We start from the raw sequence: 19,950 nt of genomic DNA, 5'->3' as shown, positions 1-19,950 counted from the left end.
TGTCATGCGCGGGCCGGGTGACCAGGTCCGCTCCCTTCGCCCAGCGGTTGCCGGGTTCCACATCGTCCTCCGGGGAACGTACTGGCTCCTCCCTTCGCAGGGCGAGCCGATCACCCTCGGGCCAGGCGGCGTGGCGTTCCTGCCGCGCGGATCGGCACACGGTCTGGCCGACGACCCCTCCACCTCTGTCAGCGACGAGACGTCGCCGGTGGTCATGCTCTGCGGCGCCTACGTCCTGGACGGACGCAGTACACCTTCGCCCATGCCTTCAAACGCCAGTACGGATCACCGCCCGGCAACTACCGACACCACGCCGTTTCAAGCACAGCACCCGCGTAGGGCCCTTCGCAGTTTGCCGACCAGCTGCACCCCTCTGCGGTCACCGCCCCGGCACAGCGCCGGCACCGCCCGTGAGGGGTGCGCAGCGACGGCAAACCCCGCCGCCGCCTGCCGTACCCCGTGCGATCAGCTCCCCGGATCGAACAACGCCATGATCGCCGACACCCTTCGCTCCGTAATGCGCCTCTTCATGACGGCCCGTATCGGGGACGGCTTGAAAGCGGCTGGCAGGCGGAGCTCCTCGGCGGCATGGAACAGCCTGCGGTTGCGAGCGCCTCCCGCAAGCCCGCCAACCGCTTCCGGCCCATGGGCGCGGGCGTCTACGTCATCGACGTCCTCACTGCTATCGGACCGTGACCACCACCAGTTGTGTCGCCAGACGAGTACGCGATCCGGGTCGAGGTCGTTGGCGGTGCGTCTGGCATGGTCGGTTGGGATGGTTAGCCTCCGCCCAGTGGGCAGGGGTCTAGCCTGCGTCCTCTGGCCACGAGTTGGCAGTTGCCTTTGACCGCCAGATGGGCGCCTGCAGGGGAGCCGTCATGACCATCAGCACCTACCGGCAATGGGAGATCACCTCCGAGCTGTCCGACGTGCGCCGCCACCTCCGTGGTCACGCCACCCGTTCCGGTCTGGGCGGCGAGCGGCTGGATGACCTGCTGGTGGCGGTCAACGAGGCGGCCAGCAACGTGCTGGAACACGGAGGAGGGCACGGCGTCGTGGCCAGCTGGTACGACGAGGCGTTCCTCACCGTCGAGATACGCGACACCGCTGGTGAGCTGACCTCGGCCGACACCCACCGCCGACGGCCCGCCAGGACCGCCACCCGTGGATACGGGCTGTGGTTGATGGGCCAGCTGTGCGACCACTTCACCATCCACCAGCAAACCGGTGGTTCACACGTGCGGCTGGTCATGGACCTTCGGGCAGGTGCACCGCACTCGTGGCAGGCGTGCGCGTAGCCGCCCCCGCCTCGGCGGTTTCCAGCCACCCGAGCCGACCGGCGAGATCTCTGGCGCTGTCAAGAACGGCGCCCACGTAGACGGACGGCTTGCCGGTACGCCACAGGAGCGACCACGGATAACTCGTCGCGGGCTCGACCACAGGCCGCCACGTGGTGCCAGGCCGGTTGGAGGTGCGGAAGGAGGAAGGGACACACAGCACACAACGGTGCTGGAGCACAAGGTCGGCGGCGGCTCGGCTACTCTCCACGGTCCCCTCATAGACGGTGGGCGAGAATCCGGCCGTACGGCACAGCTCAACGACGAACTGGTTGAACTCCGGCGTCTCAGCGTCCTCGCCCATCAGCAGCAGCTCACCCGCCAGCGCGGCGACGGCCACCCCATCCAGAGCGGCGAAAGGGTGATCGTCAGGCACCAACACCCCGAGCGGGTCGAGCCTGATCAGCTCGGAGGTCACGCCCGACGGGGTCTGTGACGATCGGCCGATCCCGATGTCCAGACGCCCGTCGGCCAACTGCCGGTACTGCTCGGGCGTGGACGCCTCGATCTGGTGGATCGTCAACTCCGGATGCTGACGCTGGACCTCACGCAGAACCTGCGGCATCGAGTCATAACCCGCGTCCACGATACCGACCCGCAGCGTGGGCGGGGCGGCAGCGGCATTACGCGCGGCATGCGTAGCCCGGCCCACCTGCGTAAGAATCTGCCGCGCTTCAACAAGGAACGCGGCACCCGCCGGAGTGAGGTCGACGTGATGGGTACTGCGATCCAGCAACCGAACACCGAGCTCACGCTCCAAACGCTGGATCTGCTGACTCAACGCGGACTGCACAATGTGCTCGCGGGCCGCGGCCCGGCCGAAATGCAGCTCCTCGGACAACGTCACGAAGTAGCGCAGCTGGCGCAACTCCATTGCCACCACCCCTTCCGAGCCGGGCGGCGTACGTGCGGACCGTCTATTTCTCACCCTAAGTCCTCGCGAGCGGGCGTTACTTGCTGGGCTTCGGCGTCTGGCAGTCGATCTTCGGGTTCATCCCGACGTAGTTGAGCGCGCCTGCCACGATCTCTTCGCCGTTTCCTTCTGCGGAACGGCTGGACCTGCCAGTCGGGGACCAGCACCGACCACAAGGCGCCTGAAACCCAATGTCCTCCCTGTCGCGACGCGGGGAAACAGGCAGGTGTCGGCCTGGTTATCACCGAAACTGATCAGCGGCGAACGCCCTTTCCTTCGCATGCCGTACGACATTGGCTGACGGGGTGATGGCTACCGGTAGCACCGACAAGGAGCGGGTGGATCGCGAGCTGTCCGAGCTCCTGCAGGGTCTGCGGGTCATGGTGACAGGGGTGCAGGTGCTGTTCGCCTTCCTGTTCGCGATGCCGTTCCAAGCTGGTTTCGCCAAGCTGGACACCTCGGGCCACTGGCTGGCCACGCTGTTCGGCGCGGCGGTGGCCCTGGCGGCCGAAGATGGCCGGGATCGAGTCGAGGGCGAACAGCACGTCGCAGACGGCGATGGCCACGATGACCATCGCCATCGGGGGCAGCACGCGCCGTCCGGCTTCCCGGACCGTCCAGGCGTTCCCGCGGTAGTCGGGGGTGGTCGGCAATACCCGTGCCTGCTGTCCGACCGGTACGGCGAAGCCGGTCATGATGACGCCGAAGACGAACAGGTTGTCGACCGACAAGCTGTACTCCGTCAGGTACCCGGCGAAGAACTGCACCGCCACCTCCACCCCGGCGGTCAGCCCCAGGCCAGTACCGAAGGCGACGGCCAGCGTGAGGTAGATGCCCACCCACACACCGGCACGCAGCGCGCTGGGGCGCCGTCCCGCCCGGCCATCAGGTCGACGACGATCACCGCGACGACTACAGCACCGGTGACCAGCCACGCCAACCACAAGACCTCAAACGACATCAGGGGCACGCGCTTGTGCGCGACGGCGCTCCATGCGGTGGTCGTCCAGCCCGGCTGATCGAACAGCCGGATCAGCCCGCCGAGGCGTCGATCTGACCGCGTTCGAGCCCGTGGCGGGCGCTGGTGGGATCGCTGTGGTGACCGTTGCCGGCTCTCGCCAGATGGGCGTGGGCAAGCCCCCGCGGCTGCCCACGCAGGCCTGCGCCGCGCCGAAAGTTCACACGGTTCGCCCGTGTACGTAGCACCATCGCCAGCTCGAACCTTCCTCGATCGAAGCCACCACCGGGTGGTCGGTCTCGTGGTAGTGCGCTTGGGCGTGGTTGCCTGGAGAGTCGTCGGAACAGGCCACCCACCCGCAGGTCAGGCAGGCCAGCAACCGCGTCCAGGCCCAGCCGAGGACCAGGCATTCCTTGCATTCGGGTCGTCCGCGTTCGACGACCATCAGCGTGTCGAGGTGATCGCAGCGCGGCGCCTGTCCATTCAGACCGGCCTGCCCTACTGCCCGCATGCCTTCTGCGTCCAGGGTCACGACGACCCCCTTACGGTGACAGCGACGCGAGATGCGCCGACTGATCTCACCTCCGAGTCAACGCGACTGGCGCATCAGCGGAAACACGCAATCCCAGCAAAGCCCATCGTCAGCGGCGATTGCCCACCGCGTCCGGTCATCTCCTGCGGCGATGAGCCTTGCTCGAAACGCCCGTATCCGCGAGGCCGGGGACGGCATTGACTGGAAGTGCCCGGATACCGAAGCGCAGGAGGCAGGCATGACCATCGTGATGTGGGTCATCGTGGCGGGCCTGGTGGCGATCGGCGGATACCTCCTCATCCAGAAGCGCCGCAGCGGCCTGCGGGAGCGGTTCGGCCCCGAGTACGACCGTACGGTGGCCGAACGCGACGACCGTGGGGTCGCGGAGAAGGAACTGCGTGCCCGCGAGAAGCGGTTCGGCACGCTCGACATCCGGCCGCTCGATCCCCAGTCCCGGCAGAACCACGTCAAGGCTTGGAACGAGGTCCAGGAGCACTTCGTGGACGCACCGGCCAAGGCGGTGAGCGAGGCCGACCAGCTGGTGACAGCCGTCATGGCCGAACGCGGCTACCCCGTCGAGGACTACGAGCAGCAGGTGGCCGACCTGTCGGTCACGCACGGCACCACTCTGGACCACTACCGGCAGGCCCACGCGATCAGCGGGCGCGCCGCCCGGGACGAGACGACCACCGAGGACCTGCGGCAGGCGATGCAGCACTACCGAGCCCTGTTCGACGACCTGCTCATCGACGACTCTGGAAGGTGACGCGCCATGGATATCCGAGACGACGAAAGCATCGTCGGTCAGGTTTCCGACCCGCCGCGGTACGCCGAGGTCACCGTACCCGCATCGCTGCTGGGTACCGACCCGGTCGAGCTGCGGGAACGCTGGCGTGATCTGCAGTCCACCTTCGTGGACGCCCCACGCGAGGCGGTTCAGCAGGCCGGCTCGATGCTGGATGAGGTGATGGCCTCCATGCGCGGCGCCCTCGAAGACCACACCCACGAGCTCCAGGACCGCTGGAAGAACGCCGGCCAGGGCGACACCGAGCAGCTGAGGACGATCCTGCGCTCCTACCGCGACGTCCTCCACAGGCTGCTGTCGCTCGACGAGTCCCCGAGGTAACCCCATGCTCGCCATCGCCGCAGCCGTCGTCTTCGGACTCGGCCTGCTCCTCGACCTGCTCAACGTCTCGCCCGCCGGGCTCGACGGCATCTTCTTCATGCTCCTCGGGCTGTGCCTGCTCGCCTTGCACCAGGCGGGCATCGGAACCGGCTGGCGGAAGCGAAGGAGGAACTGATCCATACCAACGAGACTGGTACGCGGGCAAAGCCGCGCATCACCCGACTCCGTGCCCCGCCGGGGCTGCGGATCGAGGGAGACCTCGACTATGGCGCACTGCCCGCCCTGACCCATGCGCTGGACTCCCTGCCGGGTGACAGCGACGTCGTTGTCGACCTGGCAGGAGTGACGTTCATCGACGTGGGCTGCCTGCGCGCCCTGGTGAACGCCGCCGAGCGCCTCGGCCTGAGGGTGCATTCCGCACCTCCGCCTGTGCGCCGCCTCCTCCACCTCACGGGCTGGCGCGTTCAGCGCACGATCAGTACGGAGCACTGGACGTGACGGCTCACCTTTTCCGTCGTGGTGCCCAGGAACTGCCCCCACGTCGCCGAATGCCCGTTGTGGCCGAGCACGATCAGATCGGCCTCGCGCTCCTCGACCGCGCGGATGAGTTCCTGAGCCACATGCCCGGTACGAGCCTCGGTGATCAGGCCGATGTCGTGTTCACCGGCGGAGGCGACCGCCGCCCGGAGCCACCGCTGACACGCCTGATCCTCGAAATGATGATCCTCGCCCAGAACGCCGGAGTAGTTCGGCAGGTGTTCCTGCACGGCGACGGCGATCAGCTCGGCCCGATCGCCCAGCGTGAGCGCCTCGGCCAGGGCTCGCCGCGCGCCGGGTGAATGGTCGTAGGCCACCACGATCCGGGTGAACATCCTGTCATCCTCTCCCCGCAGCGAGGATCGCGACAAGCACTCCTGGAAGGGGTCGTATGCCGGACGAGCGATTACTCGCCGGCCGCTATCGCCTGTTCGAGCCCTTGGGCAGAGGCGGGATGGGCACCGTCTGGCGCGGGCGCGACGAGTTGCTGCTCCGCGATGTCGCGATCAAGGAGGTGCCGCTCCCCTCAGGACCGGAGCGCACGATCGTGGCCGAGCGCACCCGGCGAGAGGCCCGCGCGGCGGCGCGGATCAGCCACCCCAACGTCACCACCGTGTACGACGTGGTCGAACGGGCCGGGCAGCCGTGGATCGTGCTGGAGCTTGTACGCTCCCTCACCCTGCGGCAAGTCATCGCCCAGGACGGGCCGCTGTCTCCCCGTACGGTCGCCAGGATCGGAATGTCCGTCCTCAAGGGCATCCGCGCGGCACACCTGGCCGGAGTCCTGCATCGCGACGTCAAGCCGGACAACATCCTGCTCACCGACACCGGCCGCGTGGTCCTGACCGACTTCGGCATCGCCACCATGGACAACGAAGACCCGCTGACCCAAACGGGGATTCTGACCGGAACGCCCGCCTACCTGGCCCCCGAGCGTGCCGCAGGACAGAGCGCCTGTCCTGAGTCGGACCTGTGGTCGCTGGGCGTGACCCTCTACACCGCGGTCGAAGGCCGGTCCCCCTTCCCCCGCCGCTCGACGATTCTCACGCTCGTGGCGGTGCTGAACTCACCGCCCGACCCGTTCCAGCGGGCAGGGCCGCTGGCAGGCGTCCTGACCGGCTTGCTGAGAAAGAACCCCGCCGAGCGCCTCGACGCGACTCGAGCAGGCGTGGAACTTCAGTACGTGGTCGACCTGTGGTCAGCCAGAGAGGACAGGACGCCGGCCGCGCCTACGCGCATCCTGCCGGAACCGACCTCGCCCTCCCTGCCCGGACTGCCTGCGGATCAGAGGGAGGGGCTGATGGCGGCGCCACGATGACAAGGCGCCTGGGCGAGGCGTAGATGCTGTGCCGTCCTGGCAAGCCTCGGAGATACGTCAGTGCAGCGGTGTTCCCCGCTGTCGCCTGCGACAACGGGATCCTTCAGATCACCGTGACCGCCGATCCGCCGGGCTTCGTCATGTCCGGGGCTCTGGACCTCAGCGGCCTTGCCGCCCTGGAAACCCTGCTGGAGGTCATGGACGACGGTCTTGGGGGAGCTTGACTTCATCGACGTGGGCGGGCTGCGGGTCCCGGTCATCGCGTCCCTCAACCAGAAACGCGCACCGCTCGGCAGCAGTGTGGGCGGCGATCAACACGCGCGCTCGTGCGGACGGCAAGCCGACCGCGCTCCCACTCCGCAGCGCCAGTGCGGACCGGGCAGTGATCGCCTTGCGCCACAGCAGCCTCCTGACGGCATTGCCGTACACCCAGGCAAGCACCGTTGCCAGCGCACCGTTCAGCCCGAAGAAGGTCGGCGCCGCGTTGAACACCGCCAGAGGCACGATCACGCCTTCGAGCAGCGAGGCACGGCCTGTGACACCAACGTCCGGACGCTACCGGCGTTCCCAGCAAGGTTTATCGATGGTTCTTCTCTGCCTCAATGGGGTCGGGAAGGCGACCGAGCCAAGCTCTCGCGCATCCGACGACTCCTGCCCCCGGCATAGCCTCACATCTCCACGCGGTCCCGTAGGTCCGGTGGACGGCACGCCTCAAACCACGTCGACGCCTGGGACAACACCCCGCGCCGTGCGCGTTGGCTGGTTCCGCGTCAAGAACCCCGGCGTGATCACCCCGCAGGCGACACCGCGGACACGAGCGCCCGGAAAACCAAGATAGCCCGCACCATGACGCGAGAATCTTCTCGCACGCCACAGCACAGGCCGAGCTATCACGATGCCGAGCTAACGAATTAGCTCTTGTCGCGGACTACGTCGTAGTCGGAGAACTCGATCGGGCCGTCACACAGCTTGGTCATCTGTGCGTTGAACCGGTCGGTCTCGGGCAGCTTGCTGTTCTTCTGAGCTTCCTGGAACGAGGAGAACTCGACGATCGCCACGTAGTGGTCCGGGCGGCTGAGGTGCTTCGCCATGACCTCACGCTTCACGGTGCGGGTGCTCTGCGTCTGGGTACGCCACTCGTTCATGAGCGTCTCGACTTCGCCGGCCCGCTTGGTGTTGAATTCTAGAATCTGCACAAAGCTCATAAGAGCCTCCTTTTTTTTCGGGTGATATTTCTATACAACACCATATACGAGCTGATTGCAAATGGATCGTCAAATTAATACGGCAAAGAGCGATTATTGGATCTCTTATTTTGGATAATTTCGAAGATTTAAAGCGGCCGGAGAATGGCTTGAATGTGCAGGTCAAGAGGCTAAAGGGGAGTCGCAATGGATCTGGACACGGTCCACGGAAATACAGGCGCCGAGATTTCGGCGCCCACGGCCCGCACGCATCGACTGGGACTACATATCCGGACAGGGGTGCAGGTGATGCGTTGGAGGCGTATGCTGCGTTGTGTGCCCGACTGATCGCTGAACGTGACAATCTGGTCATATCGGGTACGGATTTCGTTTGGTGATTCTCCTGTGCCGCCCGGACCTCGCGACACATCCGATGCAGAGCCGGGTACGGGTTCCTGGAAGGGTGCTCCCATCTGGCGCTGCGTGGTCTGCGATCCGGTGTGCGGGAGCGGCGATGGGCGCGGTGCAGGTGTCTGCCCGGAGACTGGACGACCGGTTGGTGGTCGCCGTGGTGGGTGAGCTGGACATCGTCGGCAAGCGGGCGCTGTGCGCGTGCGTTGCCAAGGGCCTCGACGCGGCGGTCGGACAGATCGTCCTCGACCTGAGCGGGGTGTCGTTCATGGATGCCCAGGGACTGTCGGCGCTGGTCATGAGCCGGGTTCGCGCACTGTCGCTGGACCGCGGCCTGGTGTTGGCCGGGGTGTCGGCGGCGGTGCGCCGGCTGCTGGAGATCACCCGGATGGAAGCCAGCTTCGAGTTGGCGCCGGACATAGACGAAGCCGAAAGCAGTTCCAACGGCCACGATCGCAGCACGCCGGACTGAGCAGCCACGCCGTACCCGCCAGAAGGCCAACGCCCGCGATGGTCGTGCGCTGGATCCGACGCGTCGCCCGAGCGGTTGGCTCCACGCCGCCTCACCCCTCCCCACCAGCGAGAAAGAGCGTTGAGGACGTGGAGAGTGTCGCTCCTCGGACACCACTGGATGCGGCCTCAGGGATGCGCCGCCACCAGGGTGAGTGCGTCGAGGAGGCGCTGCCAGTTGCGTTCTTCCAGGTCTTCGCGGCCCAGTGCCCGGCAGGCGCCCGCCAGTGCGTCGAGGAGCTGCTGCCCGGTCACGCCGTCCAGCCGCGCCACTTCGCGTCTGAACGCCCTGCTGCGGGAGAAGGCGATCAGTGACGGTGGTGGAGCTGGGCTGGTTGGGGGGTCGCCGAGGTCGATCATGAGTTGCGTGCCCAGCGCCCCGGCCAGCCGGTCCAGGGCGGACAGCGTCGGGTTGCCCCGGCCGTTTTCCAGGTTGGCGATGTACGGCACCGACAGCCCCGCCTCCTCGGCCACCGACGCCACCGTCCTGCCGAGCAGCGCCCTGCGTGCGCGCAGCCGCCTGCCGAGCTCTTCGTTGTCCATATCTTGACAGGATAGTGGAAGTACTCTCTATTCTCACAGAATCATGAGGGTTCTCCGTGTCCGGGATTTCCGGCTGCTCTGGATGGCCAGGCTGGTGGCGGGGGTTGGGGCTGGGCTGCTGGTCGTTGCCATTCCTGCGCACGTCTACGCCGTTACGGGGTCGGTGATGGCCACCGGGTTCACGCTGGCCGCCGAGTATCTGCCGGTGTTTCTGCTCGGTCCGTACGCGGGCGTATGGGCGGATCGCTGGGATCGGCGGAGGTTGATGATCGCCACCGATCTGGTCCATGTGGTCTCCGTCGCCGTGGTGCTGCTCGGGCGCACGCCGGACACCGTCTGGCTGGTCTACTTAGCGATGCTCGGGGAGGGTACGGCGGGCGTCCTGTTCAGGCCTGCCGCCCAGGCGCACACCCCGGCGGTGGTCGGGACCGGAGAACTGCTCAAAGACGCCAACACACTGAGTGCTTTCACCACCGGAGCCATCGGCCTGGCCGCTCCCCCGCTCGGCGGGCTGCTCTACGCGACGGCCGGGGCCGATGCGGTGGTGGGCGTGGCGATCGGGTGCTACCTGCTGTCGGCGCTGGCCCTTTCACGAACCCGGAGCCGCGCCAGCCCAGTGTCAGTACCGTCGCCCCTCTCCCGAACCCCAGGTCGCGCCCGCCATCTGTCGGCGCTCCTCTCACGAACCCGGGCCTCCGCCCGTGACCGGACCGTCCGGACAGCCCTCCAGCAGGCGCCCGCCACCAGGGTGTTGCTGGTCGTCAACGGGGTCTACTTGCTGGCCAACGCCGCCCTGACCGCGCTGCTCGTGCCGTTCGCGATCTCCCGGCTCGACGGAAGCACCGGGGTCGGCTACCTGCTGTCAGCGCTCGGCGCCGGGTTTCTGCTCGGCGCCCCCATCATCAGACACGTCCAGCTCTCCCTCAGGGCCGCGGTCAGCGGTGGGATGGCGTTGGTGGCAGCCGCATTCTTCGCCCTGTTCAACGCGCCGTCGCTCCTGCTCGCCCTCATAGCGGCAACCTTGGTGGGAATCCCCGGCGTAGGAGTGCTGGTGACCGTACAGACCTGGGTACAGAGGTCCACTCCGGGCGAGATTCTCGGCCGGGTGAGTGCGGTGTTCCTCACCGTCGAGGCGGCGGTCGCGTTGCTGGGGGCGCTCACCGGCCCACTGCTGGCCGAGGGCGCGGGGCTGACGGTCGCGCTCAACGCCGCATGCACCCTCACTTTGGGAGCAGCTGCGCTGGCGCTCAGGCTCCCCCGCCGAGCCTCGACGCCTTGGACAGCAGGTAACGCTGTTCAGGCAGACTAGTCGTACGGCGGGCCGCCAGCTCGAACGCCGCCCTCGCCGCCCCCAAGTCGCCCATCCGCTCCAGCAGATGCGCCCGCACCGCCTCCACCCGATGGTGCTCGGCAACCCGGTCATCGTCGGACAGCGAGGCGAGCAGGTCGAGCCCCGCCTGCGGCCCCTTGACCATCGCCAGCGCCACCGCATGGTTCAGCGTCACCATCGGACCGGGTGCGACGCGTTCGAGGAGCTGGTAAAGGGCGAGCACCTGCGCCCAGTCCGTGTCCTCCGACCGCGCTGCCTCGGAATGGACGGCGGCGATGGCGGCCTGCAGTTGGTAAGGGCCGAGCGGTGCCGTGGCCAGGGTCTCGGTGATGAGGGCTATGCCCTCGTCGATCAGCTCCCGGTTCCAGAGGGTGCGGTCCTGCTCGTCCAGCGGCACCAGCGCGCCGTCCGGCGTACTGCGGGCCGTACGGCGGGCGTCTGTGAGCAGCATGAGCGCCAGCAGCCCAGCCACCTCCCCGTCGTCGGGCAGCAACTTCCGCACCGCCCTGGTCAGCCGGATCGCCTCCCCGCTGAGCTCCACCCGCGCCAGCGACGGGCCCGAGGTGGCGGCGTAACCCTCGTTGAAGATCAGGTACAGCACCTGCAGCACCGATCGGCGATCCCCTGGGGTCAGCGAGGAGCCGCGGATCTTCTGCTTCGCGCGGCTGATGCGCTGGCCCATCGTCGCCTCGGGCACCAGGAACGCCTTGGCGATCTCGCCCGTCGTCAGGCCGCCCACGGCGCGCAGCGTCAGCGCCACCTGCGACGGCGGCGACAGCGCGGGATGGCAGCACAGGAACAGCAGCGTCAGCGTGTCGTCCTCGGCGGGGCCGAGCGGCGCCGGCGGCATGAGCGCCACGGTGACCTCGCGACGCCTGCGCGCCTCCTCGCTGCGCCACTGGTCGGTGGTGCGCCGCGCGGCCACGGTGATCAGCCAGCCGCGCGGGTTGTCCGGGATGCCCTGCTCGGGCCACTGCTGGGACGCGGCCAGCAACGCCTCCTGCACGGCGTCCTCGCACTCGTCGAAGTGCCCGAAGCGGCGTACGAGCGTGCCGAGCACCTGCGGCGCCAGCTCGCGCAGCAGGTCCTCGATGCGGGGCGTTTCCGTCACATCTCCATCCCGGCCTCGTCCATCAGCGGCCTGACCTCCAGTCCGCAGTAGCGGGCGTCTGGCCAGCGCAGAGCGATCTCCGTCGCCCGGTCGATGCTGTCACATTCCACGATAAGCGTGCCTGCCATGTACTCCTTGGACTCCACGAACGGCCCGTCGGTCACCGTCGTGCCCCTGACCGACCTGGCGGTGACGGGGTCGGCCAGCGCCTGCCCGCCGATGAGCTCGCCGTTCCCGGCCAACTCGGCGATGAGCCCGTCCACCTCCGCGCTCACCTCGGCGGGCACGAGCGATCCGTTGCTGTAGATCAGCAGCATGTATTTCATGTCCCTAGGTCGGAGCCGTTGCCGGGTTCTCGACATGCGCTTGGGCTGGGCTTGATCGGGTCGCGGGTACGCATCCGGCATGGGGCATCTGCCCGTCTACGCGCCGATGGTGGCGCAGCTGGGGCCGCTGCCCGGACCGGCCGAGCAAGAGGCGTGGGCCGTCGAGATGAAGTGGGACGGTGTGCGCTGCCTCGCCTACGCCGAGGACGGCGCGCTCCGTCTGCTCTCGCGCAACGGCAGGGACGTCACCCTGGCCTACCCGGAGCTGTATGCGCTGGCCGGGGCGGTGGGCGGGCACGACGTGGTGCTCGACGGGGAGATCGTGGCGTTCGACGAGGCCGGGCGGCCGTCCTTCGGCGCGCTGCAGCCTCGTATGCATCAGCGCAACACCGCCCGGGTGGCCGAGCTGGTGCGTACGGTGCCCGTCACGCTCCTGCTCTTCGACATCCTGCACGTCAACAACAGCCCGGCCGTCGACCTGCCCTACGTCCAGCGGCGTGACCTGCTGGAGTCGATCGTGCGGCCGGGGGCGCGCTGGCAGGTGCCCGCGTGGTTCCAGGGCCAGGCGGAGCAGGCGCTGGCCTCCAGCAGGCAGCTCGGGCTGGAGGGCGTGGTGTGCAAGCGCCTGACCTCCCCTTACCGCCCCGGGAGGCGAAGCGCCGAGTGGACGAAGGTGAAGAACTTCATCCATCAGGACGTCGTGGTGGGCGGGTGGAAGCCGGGCGAGGGGCGGCGCGCGGGCACGATCGGCTCGCTGCTGGTCGGTGTTCCCGGCAAAAGCGGGCTGACGTACGTGGGCAGCGTGGGAACGGGGTTCACCGACGCCACACTGGAAGACCTGCGTGTACGGCTGGCACCGCTGGCGAGGGCGACAAGCCCGTTCACCGACCAACCGCCGGTGGACCGGCCGCACTGGGTGGAGCCGGTGCTGGTCGGCGAGGTGCAGTACGCGGAGATGACCGGCGACGGCCGCCTGCGCCACCCGTCCTGGCGGGGGCTGCGCGCCGACTGACGGTGTGGTCGGGTTTCCGCCAGCTCATCCCCCCTTCCGGCTGGTGGGGTGGGGACCATGTTGAACTGGTTCGCCGTCGTATCCGTGGCGCTGGGGATCTTCTCCATCGTCACCACCGAGATCCTGCCCATCGGGCTCCTGACGTCCGTCGCCGCCGAGTTCGGCGTGTCCGACGGCGCGGCGGGCCTGACGATGACCGTCCCCGGCCTGGTCGCGGCGGTCGCCGCGCCCGTCTTCACGGTGGTGACGGCGCGGCTGGACCGGCGTTCCATGCTGGGCGCGCTGATGGCCGTGCTCGTCGTGGCCGACGTCATGGCGGCGCTCGCCCCGGCGTACTGGCTGGTGCTGGCGTCGCGGGTGCTGGTCGGCGTGGTGATCGGCGGGTTCTGGTCGATCGGCGCTGGGCTGGCCGGACGGCTGGTGCACGACCGGGCCGTCCCTGTGGCGACCGCGGTGATCTTCGCGGGGGTGCCGCTGGGGTCGGTGCTCGGGGTGCCCGCCGGGACGTGGATCGGGCATCTGGCCGGGTGGCGCGCGTCGTTCGTGGTGATGGCCGTCTTCACGGCGGTGGTGCTGGTGGCGCTGCTGGCGCTGGTGCCCCGGCTGCCCGCCGAGCAGGTGACCAGCCTGCGGGTGCTCGGTGTGTTGCTGCGCGGCTCCGCCGTACGGGCCGGGCTGTTGGTGACGTTCCTCATCGTCGTCGCCCATTTCGCCACCTACACCTACATCACCCCGTTCCTGGAGCGAGTCACCCATCTCGATCCCGGACTCGTCGGGACCTTCCTTCTCGTGTACGGCGCTGCCGGGGTAGCAGGCAACTTCCTGGCGGGGGCGACGATCCGCCGCTTCTTCGCCGCGACCTTCTGCGCCGCCGCCCTCCTGATCGCGGCGGCGACGCTGCTGCTGCCCGTGCTCGGCACCACCCCGGCGGGCGCCGCGGTGCTTCTCGTGTTGTGGGGCGTCGGCTACGGCGCGGTGCCCGCGTGCTCGCAGACGTGGTTCGCCAGGGCGGCGCCCGGCGCTGCCGAGGCGGGGACGGTGTTGTTCGTCTCGTCGTTCCAGGTGTCGCTGTCGGCCGGGGCGCTGGCGGGCGGCGTCGTGGCCGACGCCACCTCGCCTGCCACCCTCATGTTGTACGGCGGAGCCATCGCGCTGGTGGTGGCGTGGCTCACGGGATCAGGACGATCTTCCCTGTCACGCCGCGGCTCTCGACCAGGCGGTGCGCTTCTGCGGCGTCCGCGAGCGGGAGCGTGAGCCCGACCGCGGCCTTGGTGCGCCCGTCGGCCAGCCTGGCGAACACCTCCGGGTAGCGCACGGTGAACACCTCGGCGAACCACGCGGGCCCGCTGCATCCGACCAGCGTGGCACCCCTGCCGAGCAGGTCGTCTGGGGTGATCGCCGGGGCCTCGCCGCTGAGGCGGCCGTAGTACAGCATCCGGCCGGTGCCGGGAGTGAGCGCCTCGATCACCCCGCGCGCCGACGCTCCGCCGATCGACTCGAACGCCACGTCGATCGCGTCGCCCAGCTCCGCCGTCCAGCCGTCCTGCCGGTGGTCGATCACCACGTCGGCGCCGAGGCTCCTGGCGAGCTCCCGCTTGCCCTCGGCTCCGGCCGTGGCGAGGATCCGTCCTGCGCCGAACTCCCTGGCGAGCTGCAGCAGGTATCCGCCCACGTTGCTCGCCCCTGCTTCGACCAGCACCGTCTCCCCGCCACGCAGGGCCGCCTTGTGGATGAGCCCGAGCGCCACAGCGCCTGCCGCTCCTGCGGCGACCGCGTCGACGGCGCTGACTCCGGCGGGAATCGGCGCGGTCATCGCCACGGGCATCGCCGCGAACTCGGCGTACGCTCCCGCGCCGCCGGTGACACCGGCGACAGCCGTACCGACCAGGGCGGGATCGACCCCCTCCCCCACGGCCACCACCTGGCCGGCGGCCTCCACCCCGAGTACGGCGGGCAGCGGGATCGGGAGGATCCCGGCCCGCATGTGGGCCTCGACCACGCTGACCCCGATGGCCTCCGCGCGGACGACCACCTGCCCTGGCCCAGCCTCGGGCTCGGGCAGGTCGGTCAGGGTGAGCACCTCCGGTCCGCCGTGCTCGTGAACCATGATCGCGCGCATGTCGCCTCCCGCTTAAGTGAACCGTTGGTCAAGTTAATATATGGACCGCTGGTCAACTTTGTCCATGGGTCAGAATGACGGGATGGAGCGGAAGGAGCGGGCCGACGCGGCGCGCAACAGGCAGGCCATCCTGCAGGCGACCGAGGAGTTGCTGCGCTCCCATCCCCCTGAGCAGATCTCGGTCGAGCGGGTCGCGGCTGCGGCGGGGGTGGGTAAGGGGACGGTGTTCCACCGGTTCGGCAGCCGGATCGGGCTGATGCAGGAGCTGATGAACTCGCGCGCCCTGGCCCTGGAGGAGGCGACCCGCACCGGGCCGCCGCCGTTGGGGCCCGGTGCGCCTCCGCGCGAACGTCTCACCGCTTTTCTGGACGGCGTGGTGTCCCTGGCCGCGCGCAACGGCGGGTTGCTGGCGGCGCACGAGCACGCGCAGGCCACCAGGAAGCACAACACGGAGCCTCGGCAGGCGAACCCGATCTACGTGTTCTGGCACGGTCACGTGTCGGCGCTGCTCGCGGAGGCGAACCCGTCGCTCGACGCCGACCTGATAGCGCACCTCATCCTCGGCTCGTTGCACACCGAGCCGATCGCGACGCTGCTCCGGGCGGGCGACAGCGAGCGCCTGGCTTCCTGCTTCCGCCAGCTGGCCGACCGTCTTACCTCTGGTAGCTGAGCCTTCAGAAACAGGTAGCTGGGAATCTATGATGGTGAAGTGGGAACTTATCATCAGTACTGTGCCACGGCCAGGACGCTCGATCTCATCGGCGAGCGCTGGACCCTGCTGATCATCCGCGAGCTCCTGACCGGGCCGCGGCGGTTCGGTGACTTCCAGCAGAGCCTGCGGGGGCTGGGCACCGGGTTGCTGGCCGCTCGGTTGAAGCACCTCGAGCAGGAGGGGCTCGTGCACAAGGTCACGCTGCCCGCACCTGCCCGTACGCCTGCGTATGCGCTGACCGAGGCGGGGGAGGAGCTCGCCCCGGCGGTGCTGGCGTTGGCGCGGTGGGGGATGAAGTGGGCGCTCGGGGAGCGGCGGGACGGGGAGTTGTTCCATCCGGGGTGGGCGGTGCTGGGGTTGCGCGCGTGCTTCAACGCCGAGGCGGCGGAGGGGGTGCGGGCTACCTACGAGTTCCGGGTGGATGGGGAGGTGTTCCACGCGCGGGTGTCCGACGGGGCCATCGACACGGTGCATGGTCCTGCGCAGTATCCGGACGCGGTCATCGAGACGGACAGTGACACGTTTCTGAAGGTCAGCGCGGGCAAGGTGCAGCTTGCCGACCAGATCCACGAGGGGGCCGTCACGGCTACGGGCGACCCGGCGACGATCGCCCGGCTCCAGTCCCTCTTCCGCCTTCCGACGCCTCGATCCCGCATCCCTCAGTAGGCCCACATTGGCGCGCCCTGGTGGGCGACGGCGAGGCCCGATACGCGATGAACCCACCAGACGGGTGCGCTACGGCAGGTGTTTGCGCGGCAAGGGTTGGGGTGCGCGGGCGCGGGGCGTGGGGCGCGGGGTGCGTGGGGCGCGGGGTGCGGGCGGGCGGGGGTGCGGGCGGGCGGGGGTGCGGGACGTCACATTTCGAGGGGCTGTGTCGTCGTAACTAGCGAGACGTTGGTTTCACCCCGAGGAGAGGCGACATGTCGACAGCCCTGGAAGAGCGCAACAAGGCGACCTACCACCGCTTCCACGACGCCGTCAACAGCGGCGACCTGGAGGTCATCGCGAAGGCCATCGACGAGTACATCCATCCGGACGGGCGGTTCCACATGGCGGACGGCACCGCTGTCCCTGCGGTGCCGATCCAGAACCGCATCTGGGACGTGCTCCTGCGCGCATTCCCCGACATCCACGTGAAGGTCGAGGACCTGCTCGCCGACGGCGACAAGATCATCGCTAGGCAGACGGTCACCGGTACCAACACCGGTGAATACCGGGGCGCGCCGCCGACCGGGAAGTCCGTCACCTACAACGAGATCTTCATCGCCCGCCTCGCCGACGACCAGATCATCGAGCTCTGGGGAGTCGTCGATCTCTACGCGCAGTTGCAGCAGCTCGGCCTCATCAAGGCCCCATGACCGCCGCCGCGCACATCACCCAGCGGCTACACCCGGTGGCCCGCCAGCGGGTGGTAGTCGCAGTCGTAGCCGAAATACCGTGGCCCCGCCAGCTCCAACCCCCCAGGTGACCGCCACCGCGGGTCGCACGGCACGCCCAACACCGTGACCCGCAGCCCGTACCGCATCCCCTCGGTGGTCACCGGTTCGCCGGAGTCGGTGTCCAGGACGCAGATCAGGTCAGGCGTCGTCGCCACGATCGCCCCGTCCCGCCGCGCCAGCAGGTGCTCGTTCTGGAACGAGAGCTCCAGCTCCCCATCCCCGGAAAGCCGCGCCGACCCCCGCGCGAACCCCCCGGTGGTGCGCCGCTCCGCGTCCACCACCTTGCCGGAGAACAGCTCGACACCCCCCAGCACCTCCAGCGCCGCAAGGACCGGCGAGGTGTGAGCAGCGCGGGCCTGCCGTACGGCACGACCCAGCGAGAACGCGAGCGTCAGGGTCGCGGGCACGAGGCCGTCGCGCAGTTGCGACCCGCGCATCACCGTGTCCGCGCACGACACCTGGCACCCCATCTGCGTGCAGGCCGCCCGCGCGATGCGTTCCGCCCAGTGGTTGGACACCGCGTCCACGACCAGAGTGTTGCCCTTGTCGTCGGCCAGCGCCATCGGCGTGTTGCGCACCCCGATGAGCGTCGGCAACACCATCTGCGCCTCGGGGAACGCGCGCCCCATGGCGTCGCCGTCCACCAGCGGCAGCCCCGCCTGGGCCGCGGCCGCGATGGGGATCATCGAGTTCACCCCGCCCACCTCGATGGGCACGATGTGCGTGGCGCGCCGCCCGATCACGGCTTCGAGGGCGCGCAGCGCGGCGAGCTCCTCGGTCCCTGCTGGAAGCTTCTCCAGCAGCACGGTCGGTGCGCCCATCCCGGAGACGGGCACGACGGTCGCGTCGTCGGGCACCTCGTCGATGGACAGCAGCGGCACCGGCCCGTGCCGCCTGATCGCCTCGCGGGCCAGCAGCTTCCCGATGTACGGATCACCGCCGCCCCCGGTGCCGAGGATTCCGGCGCCGCGCGCCATGTCGTCGAGCACGTCGACGGTGATCTCACGCATTGATCTTCTCCAGGTCCAGGTCGCCGACGGCTTTGACTCTGATGCGTACGGCGTCGCCGGGCAGGTAGGCGAGCGGCACCTCCTCCACGTCCACGATCCGCACGCTCCCGTCGCGGGCGCCAGCCCGCTCGGCCCGCGCGACGGCCTCCGCCTTCGCGGCAGAGAGGACCGACTCGCGCGGCCCGGAGAAGACCCGGTCCACCTCCCCGCCCACCTGGGCGATGGCCGCCCCCACGGCGTTCGCCACCTCGAAGTGCTCAGGCCGCCGCACGTCCGCGAAGCCCGGCAGGTCACGCACCAGGATGCTCCCGCCGCCCACCAGCACGACGGGCAGCGGAGCCGAGGACGTGCGCATCCGGTCGACCGCCTCGGCGACCCGCTCCGCGATGACCTTCAAAGCCCCTTCGTACGGCACGCCGGACACGAGCGCCGGAGTCCCGATCACCGCGTGCCCGGCCGCGACGGCCAGGTCGGTGGCGGTCAGCGTGTGCCCGCCGAACACCAGCGCCTCAGACGTCAGCCGGTAGCCGACGCTGCGCGGCCCCGCCGTGCCATCCGGCGCGATGATCGACCCGCCACCGATCCCGATGGACAGCACGTCGGGGATGCGGAAGTTGGTCCGCACCTCGGCCACCAGCGCCTCCCCCGCCGCCTCGCGCGGGAACCCGCCCGCCAGGATGCCGACGTCAGTGGTGGTGCCGCCGATGTCGACGACCGCGCAGTCGCTCAACCCGGACAGGTAGGCGGCGCCGCGCATGGAGTTGGTCGGCCCGGACGCGAACGTCGCCACCGGGTAGCGCCTGGCGTGCGCGACGTCCATGAGCGTGCCGTCGTTCTGCGACAGGAACAGCGGCGCTTCGATGCCCGCCACCCGCAGCGCCTCGCCGAACGCGTCGATCGTGTGGTCGGCAAGCGGGCGCAGGGCGGCGTTCACGATCGTGGCGTTCTCCCTGGCCAGCAGCCCCACCCGGCCGATCTCGCTGGAGATCGACAGGTACACGTCCGGCCCGAGCTCCGCGCGCAGCAGAGCCGCCGCCTGCTCTTCGAACAAGGAGCTGACCGGGGAGAACACCGAGGAGATCGCGACCGAGCGCAGGCCGCGCCGCCGGATGTCGGCCGCCACCTCGCGCAGCTCGGCCGGGTCGAGCTCGGAGATGGGGGTGCCGTCGTACTCGTGGCCGCCGTGGCACAGGTAGACCGCGCCCTCGACGACCTCGCGCAGCCGTACCGGCCAGTCGACCATGGGCGGGAGGGCGGCGGTGGCGGGCAGGCCGAGGCGGACGGCTGCCACCGGCTCCAGGCGGGCCGCCTCGACCAGGGCGTTGACGAAGTGGGTCGTGCCGATCATCACGGCGGACACGTCCGTCGCGCCGAGCCCGGCCAGGGCCGCCGCGACGCCACCGGTGACGTCCTGGGTGGTGGGTGATTTGACGGTGGCCAGGATCTGGCCGTCGTCGCCGATGAGGGCAGCGTCGGTGTTGGTACCACCGACGTCGATGCCGATGCGCATGAGAAGGGGGAG

26 protein-coding genes and 1 pseudogene are annotated in these 19,950 nt (G+C 69.2%); 16 read left to right on the top strand and 11 right to left on the bottom strand.

Annotation, left to right across the window (positions count from 1 at the left end; all coding sequences use genetic code 11):
• Positions 1-4: 4 nt before the first annotated feature.
• Together ACIBG8_RS02455 and ACIBG8_RS02450 are read left to right on the top strand one after the other, a co-directional pair.
• Positions 5-238 (top strand): annotated as a pseudogene (locus ACIBG8_RS02455) (cupin domain-containing protein); the annotation flags it as partial.
• A gap of 640 nt (positions 239-878) precedes the next feature.
• On the top strand, positions 879-1,298 hold the full coding sequence (locus ACIBG8_RS02450; RefSeq protein ID WP_397340672.1) for an ATP-binding protein: 420 nt from the start codon (positions 879-881) through the stop codon (positions 1,296-1,298).
• Here ACIBG8_RS02450 and ACIBG8_RS02445 read toward each other — a convergent pair.
• Positions 1,249-2,211: a LysR family transcriptional regulator gene (locus ACIBG8_RS02445; protein WP_397340671.1), complete on the bottom strand. Its 963-nt coding sequence runs from the start codon at positions 2,209-2,211 to the stop codon at positions 1,249-1,251. The two genes, ACIBG8_RS02450 and ACIBG8_RS02445, sit on opposite strands and share 50 nt — an antisense overlap.
• 347 nt (positions 2,212-2,558) lie before the next feature.
• Here ACIBG8_RS02445 and ACIBG8_RS02440 point away from each other — a divergent pair, with 347 nt between their 5' ends.
• Positions 2,559-3,269 (top strand): DUF6328 family protein, encoded by a 711-nt coding sequence (locus tag ACIBG8_RS02440; protein WP_397340670.1) that lies wholly within the window; start codon positions 2,559-2,561, stop codon positions 3,267-3,269.
• 159 nt (positions 3,270-3,428) lie between these two features.
• Here ACIBG8_RS02440 and ACIBG8_RS02435 read toward each other — a convergent pair whose 3' ends face one another.
• Positions 3,429-3,740, bottom strand: a complete 312-nt coding sequence (locus ACIBG8_RS02435; protein WP_397340668.1) for a UBP-type zinc finger domain-containing protein — start codon at positions 3,738-3,740, stop codon at positions 3,429-3,431.
• 238 nt (positions 3,741-3,978) lie between these two features.
• On the opposite strand from ACIBG8_RS02435, the gene ACIBG8_RS02430 reads away from it, so the two are divergent.
• From ACIBG8_RS02430 to ACIBG8_RS02415, 4 genes are read left to right on the top strand one after another with little or no spacing between them, the layout of a single operon-like run.
• Entirely contained in the window at positions 3,979-4,506 is a 528-nt protein-coding gene (locus ACIBG8_RS02430; RefSeq protein ID WP_397340667.1) for a hypothetical protein, read from the top strand.
• A 6-nt stretch (positions 4,507-4,512) separates the two neighbouring features.
• Positions 4,513-4,866, top strand: coding sequence for a hypothetical protein (locus ACIBG8_RS02425; protein WP_397340666.1), 354 nt, complete (start codon positions 4,513-4,515; stop codon positions 4,864-4,866).
• 4 nt (positions 4,867-4,870) lie between these two features.
• Complete coding sequence (locus ACIBG8_RS02420; RefSeq protein WP_397340665.1) at positions 4,871-5,041, top strand: hypothetical protein; 171 nt, start codon at positions 4,871-4,873, stop codon at positions 5,039-5,041.
• On the top strand, positions 4,978-5,364 hold the full coding sequence (locus tag ACIBG8_RS02415) for an STAS domain-containing protein (RefSeq protein WP_397340664.1): 387 nt from the start codon (positions 4,978-4,980) through the stop codon (positions 5,362-5,364). The genes ACIBG8_RS02420 and ACIBG8_RS02415 overlap by 64 nt, the downstream gene beginning before the upstream one ends.
• On the opposite strand, the gene ACIBG8_RS02410 is transcribed toward ACIBG8_RS02415, so the two are convergent.
• Positions 5,331-5,738 carry a universal stress protein gene (locus tag ACIBG8_RS02410; protein ID WP_397340663.1) on the bottom strand — a complete coding sequence of 136 codons (408 nt, stop codon included), beginning with the start codon at positions 5,736-5,738 and terminating at the stop codon, positions 5,331-5,333. The two genes, ACIBG8_RS02415 and ACIBG8_RS02410, sit on opposite strands and share 34 nt — an antisense overlap.
• A gap of 56 nt (positions 5,739-5,794) precedes the next feature.
• Between ACIBG8_RS02410 and ACIBG8_RS02405 the strand changes: the two genes are divergently transcribed.
• Positions 5,795-6,721 (top strand): serine/threonine-protein kinase, encoded by a 927-nt coding sequence (locus ACIBG8_RS02405; protein WP_397340662.1) that lies wholly within the window; start codon positions 5,795-5,797, stop codon positions 6,719-6,721.
• A 68-nt stretch (positions 6,722-6,789) separates the two neighbouring features.
• A complete protein-coding gene (locus ACIBG8_RS02400) occupies positions 6,790-6,945 on the top strand; it encodes a hypothetical protein (protein ID WP_397340661.1) in 156 nt (51 codons plus the stop codon).
• On the opposite strand, the gene ACIBG8_RS02395 is transcribed toward ACIBG8_RS02400, so the two are convergent.
• A complete protein-coding gene (locus ACIBG8_RS02395; RefSeq protein WP_397340660.1) occupies positions 6,917-7,231 on the bottom strand; it encodes a hypothetical protein in 315 nt (104 codons plus the stop codon). The genes ACIBG8_RS02400 and ACIBG8_RS02395 overlap by 29 nt on opposite strands.
• Before the next feature lie 401 nt (positions 7,232-7,632).
• Positions 7,633-7,917, bottom strand: coding sequence for a hypothetical protein (locus ACIBG8_RS02390; RefSeq protein WP_397340659.1), 285 nt, complete (start codon positions 7,915-7,917; stop codon positions 7,633-7,635).
• A gap of 502 nt (positions 7,918-8,419) precedes the next feature.
• On the opposite strand from ACIBG8_RS02390, the gene ACIBG8_RS02385 reads away from it, so the two are divergent.
• Complete coding sequence (locus tag ACIBG8_RS02385; RefSeq protein ID WP_397340658.1) at positions 8,420-8,788, top strand: STAS domain-containing protein; 369 nt, start codon at positions 8,420-8,422, stop codon at positions 8,786-8,788.
• A gap of 167 nt (positions 8,789-8,955) precedes the next feature.
• Here ACIBG8_RS02385 and ACIBG8_RS02380 read toward each other — a convergent pair whose 3' ends face one another.
• Positions 8,956-9,369 carry a helix-turn-helix domain-containing protein gene (locus tag ACIBG8_RS02380; RefSeq protein ID WP_397340657.1) on the bottom strand — a complete coding sequence of 138 codons (414 nt, stop codon included), beginning with the start codon at positions 9,367-9,369 and terminating at the stop codon, positions 8,956-8,958.
• Positions 9,370-9,412: 43 nt separating this feature from the next.
• On the opposite strand from ACIBG8_RS02380, the gene ACIBG8_RS02375 reads away from it, so the two are divergent.
• Positions 9,413-10,678: an MFS transporter gene (locus ACIBG8_RS02375; RefSeq protein ID WP_397340656.1), complete on the top strand. Its 1,266-nt coding sequence runs from the start codon at positions 9,413-9,415 to the stop codon at positions 10,676-10,678.
• On the opposite strand, the gene ACIBG8_RS02370 is transcribed toward ACIBG8_RS02375, so the two are convergent.
• Positions 10,617-11,810 (bottom strand): RNA polymerase sigma factor, encoded by a 1,194-nt coding sequence (locus tag ACIBG8_RS02370; protein WP_397340654.1) that lies wholly within the window; start codon positions 11,808-11,810, stop codon positions 10,617-10,619. The two genes, ACIBG8_RS02375 and ACIBG8_RS02370, sit on opposite strands and share 62 nt — an antisense overlap.
• Positions 11,807-12,136, bottom strand: a complete 330-nt coding sequence (locus tag ACIBG8_RS02365; protein WP_397340653.1) for a YciI family protein — start codon at positions 12,134-12,136, stop codon at positions 11,807-11,809. The genes ACIBG8_RS02370 and ACIBG8_RS02365 overlap by 4 nt, the downstream gene beginning before the upstream one ends.
• A 79-nt stretch (positions 12,137-12,215) precedes the next feature.
• Here ACIBG8_RS02365 and ligD point away from each other — a divergent pair, with 79 nt between their 5' ends.
• Complete coding sequence (gene ligD, locus ACIBG8_RS02360) at positions 12,216-13,148, top strand: non-homologous end-joining DNA ligase (protein WP_397340651.1); 933 nt, start codon at positions 12,216-12,218, stop codon at positions 13,146-13,148.
• A 57-nt stretch (positions 13,149-13,205) separates the two neighbouring features.
• Entirely contained in the window at positions 13,206-14,402 is a 1,197-nt protein-coding gene (locus ACIBG8_RS02355; RefSeq protein WP_397340650.1) for an MFS transporter, read from the top strand.
• Here ACIBG8_RS02355 and ACIBG8_RS02350 read toward each other — a convergent pair.
• Entirely contained in the window at positions 14,317-15,267 is a 951-nt protein-coding gene (locus tag ACIBG8_RS02350) for a zinc-binding alcohol dehydrogenase family protein (RefSeq protein WP_397340648.1), read from the bottom strand. The two genes, ACIBG8_RS02355 and ACIBG8_RS02350, sit on opposite strands and share 86 nt — an antisense overlap.
• Before the next feature lie 64 nt (positions 15,268-15,331).
• Between ACIBG8_RS02350 and ACIBG8_RS02345 the strand changes: the two genes are divergently transcribed.
• The 3 genes from ACIBG8_RS02345 to ACIBG8_RS02335 all read left to right on the top strand — a co-directional run bounded on the left by ACIBG8_RS02345 (position 15,332) and on the right by ACIBG8_RS02335 (position 17,337).
• Positions 15,332-15,937 carry a TetR/AcrR family transcriptional regulator gene (locus tag ACIBG8_RS02345; RefSeq protein WP_397340646.1) on the top strand — a complete coding sequence of 202 codons (606 nt, stop codon included), beginning with the start codon at positions 15,332-15,334 and terminating at the stop codon, positions 15,935-15,937.
• Positions 15,938-15,976: 39 nt separating this feature from the next.
• Entirely contained in the window at positions 15,977-16,645 is a 669-nt protein-coding gene (locus ACIBG8_RS02340; RefSeq protein WP_397340645.1) for a winged helix-turn-helix transcriptional regulator, read from the top strand.
• A 254-nt stretch (positions 16,646-16,899) separates the two neighbouring features.
• Positions 16,900-17,337 (top strand): ester cyclase, encoded by a 438-nt coding sequence (locus tag ACIBG8_RS02335; protein ID WP_397340644.1) that lies wholly within the window; start codon positions 16,900-16,902, stop codon positions 17,335-17,337.
• A gap of 26 nt (positions 17,338-17,363) precedes the next feature.
• Here ACIBG8_RS02335 and ACIBG8_RS02330 read toward each other — a convergent pair whose 3' ends face one another.
• Both ACIBG8_RS02330 and ACIBG8_RS02325 read right to left on the bottom strand, forming a co-directional pair.
• The gene (locus ACIBG8_RS02330; protein WP_397340643.1) at positions 17,364-18,428 is read right to left on the bottom strand and encodes a DUF917 domain-containing protein; all 1,065 of its coding nucleotides are present in this window, start codon (positions 18,426-18,428) and stop codon (positions 17,364-17,366) included.
• Positions 18,421-19,938: a hydantoinase/oxoprolinase N-terminal domain-containing protein gene (locus ACIBG8_RS02325; protein WP_397340642.1), complete on the bottom strand. Its 1,518-nt coding sequence runs from the start codon at positions 19,936-19,938 to the stop codon at positions 18,421-18,423. Before ACIBG8_RS02325 ends, ACIBG8_RS02330 begins: the two co-directional genes overlap by 8 nt.
• Positions 19,939-19,950: the final 12 nt, after the last annotated feature.

It is taken from the genome of Nonomuraea sp. NPDC050556, assembly GCF_044457355.1.
GTDB lineage: Bacteria > Actinomycetota > Actinomycetes > Streptosporangiales > Streptosporangiaceae > Nonomuraea.
This window is presented reverse-complemented; position numbering and strand designations above follow the sequence as displayed.

Excerpts from the sequence above, each read along its gene's own strand:
- ACIBG8_RS02450 (WP_397340672.1), top strand. The coding sequence starts at position 879 with ATGACCATCAGCACCTACCGGCAATGGGAGATCACCTCCGAGCTGTCC.
- ACIBG8_RS02445 (WP_397340671.1), bottom strand. The coding sequence starts at position 2,211 with ATGGAGTTGCGCCAGCTGCGCTACTTCGTGACGTTGTCCGAGGAGCTG.
- ACIBG8_RS02440 (WP_397340670.1), top strand. The coding sequence starts at position 2,559 with ATGGCTACCGGTAGCACCGACAAGGAGCGGGTGGATCGCGAGCTGTCC.
- ACIBG8_RS02430 (WP_397340667.1), top strand. The coding sequence starts at position 3,979 with ATGACCATCGTGATGTGGGTCATCGTGGCGGGCCTGGTGGCGATCGGC.
- ACIBG8_RS02425 (WP_397340666.1), top strand. The coding sequence starts at position 4,513 with ATGGATATCCGAGACGACGAAAGCATCGTCGGTCAGGTTTCCGACCCG.
- ACIBG8_RS02420 (WP_397340665.1), top strand. The coding sequence starts at position 4,871 with ATGCTCGCCATCGCCGCAGCCGTCGTCTTCGGACTCGGCCTGCTCCTC.
- ACIBG8_RS02410 (WP_397340663.1), bottom strand. The coding sequence starts at position 5,738 with ATGTTCACCCGGATCGTGGTGGCCTACGACCATTCACCCGGCGCGCGG.
- ACIBG8_RS02405 (WP_397340662.1), top strand. The coding sequence starts at position 5,795 with ATGCCGGACGAGCGATTACTCGCCGGCCGCTATCGCCTGTTCGAGCCC.
- ACIBG8_RS02385 (WP_397340658.1), top strand. The coding sequence starts at position 8,420 with ATGGGCGCGGTGCAGGTGTCTGCCCGGAGACTGGACGACCGGTTGGTG.
- ACIBG8_RS02380 (WP_397340657.1), bottom strand. The coding sequence starts at position 9,369 with ATGGACAACGAAGAGCTCGGCAGGCGGCTGCGCGCACGCAGGGCGCTG.
- ACIBG8_RS02375 (WP_397340656.1), top strand. The coding sequence starts at position 9,413 with ATGAGGGTTCTCCGTGTCCGGGATTTCCGGCTGCTCTGGATGGCCAGG.
- ACIBG8_RS02365 (WP_397340653.1), bottom strand. The coding sequence starts at position 12,136 with ATGAAATACATGCTGCTGATCTACAGCAACGGATCGCTCGTGCCCGCC.
- ligD (WP_397340651.1), top strand. The coding sequence starts at position 12,216 with ATGGGGCATCTGCCCGTCTACGCGCCGATGGTGGCGCAGCTGGGGCCG.
- ACIBG8_RS02355 (WP_397340650.1), top strand. The coding sequence starts at position 13,206 with ATGTTGAACTGGTTCGCCGTCGTATCCGTGGCGCTGGGGATCTTCTCC.
- ACIBG8_RS02350 (WP_397340648.1), bottom strand. The coding sequence starts at position 15,267 with ATGCGCGCGATCATGGTTCACGAGCACGGCGGACCGGAGGTGCTCACC.
- ACIBG8_RS02345 (WP_397340646.1), top strand. The coding sequence starts at position 15,332 with ATGGGTCAGAATGACGGGATGGAGCGGAAGGAGCGGGCCGACGCGGCG.
- ACIBG8_RS02335 (WP_397340644.1), top strand. The coding sequence starts at position 16,900 with ATGTCGACAGCCCTGGAAGAGCGCAACAAGGCGACCTACCACCGCTTC.
- ACIBG8_RS02330 (WP_397340643.1), bottom strand. The coding sequence starts at position 18,428 with ATGCGTGAGATCACCGTCGACGTGCTCGACGACATGGCGCGCGGCGCC.
- ACIBG8_RS02325 (WP_397340642.1), bottom strand. The coding sequence starts at position 19,938 with ATGCGCATCGGCATCGACGTCGGTGGTACCAACACCGACGCTGCCCTC.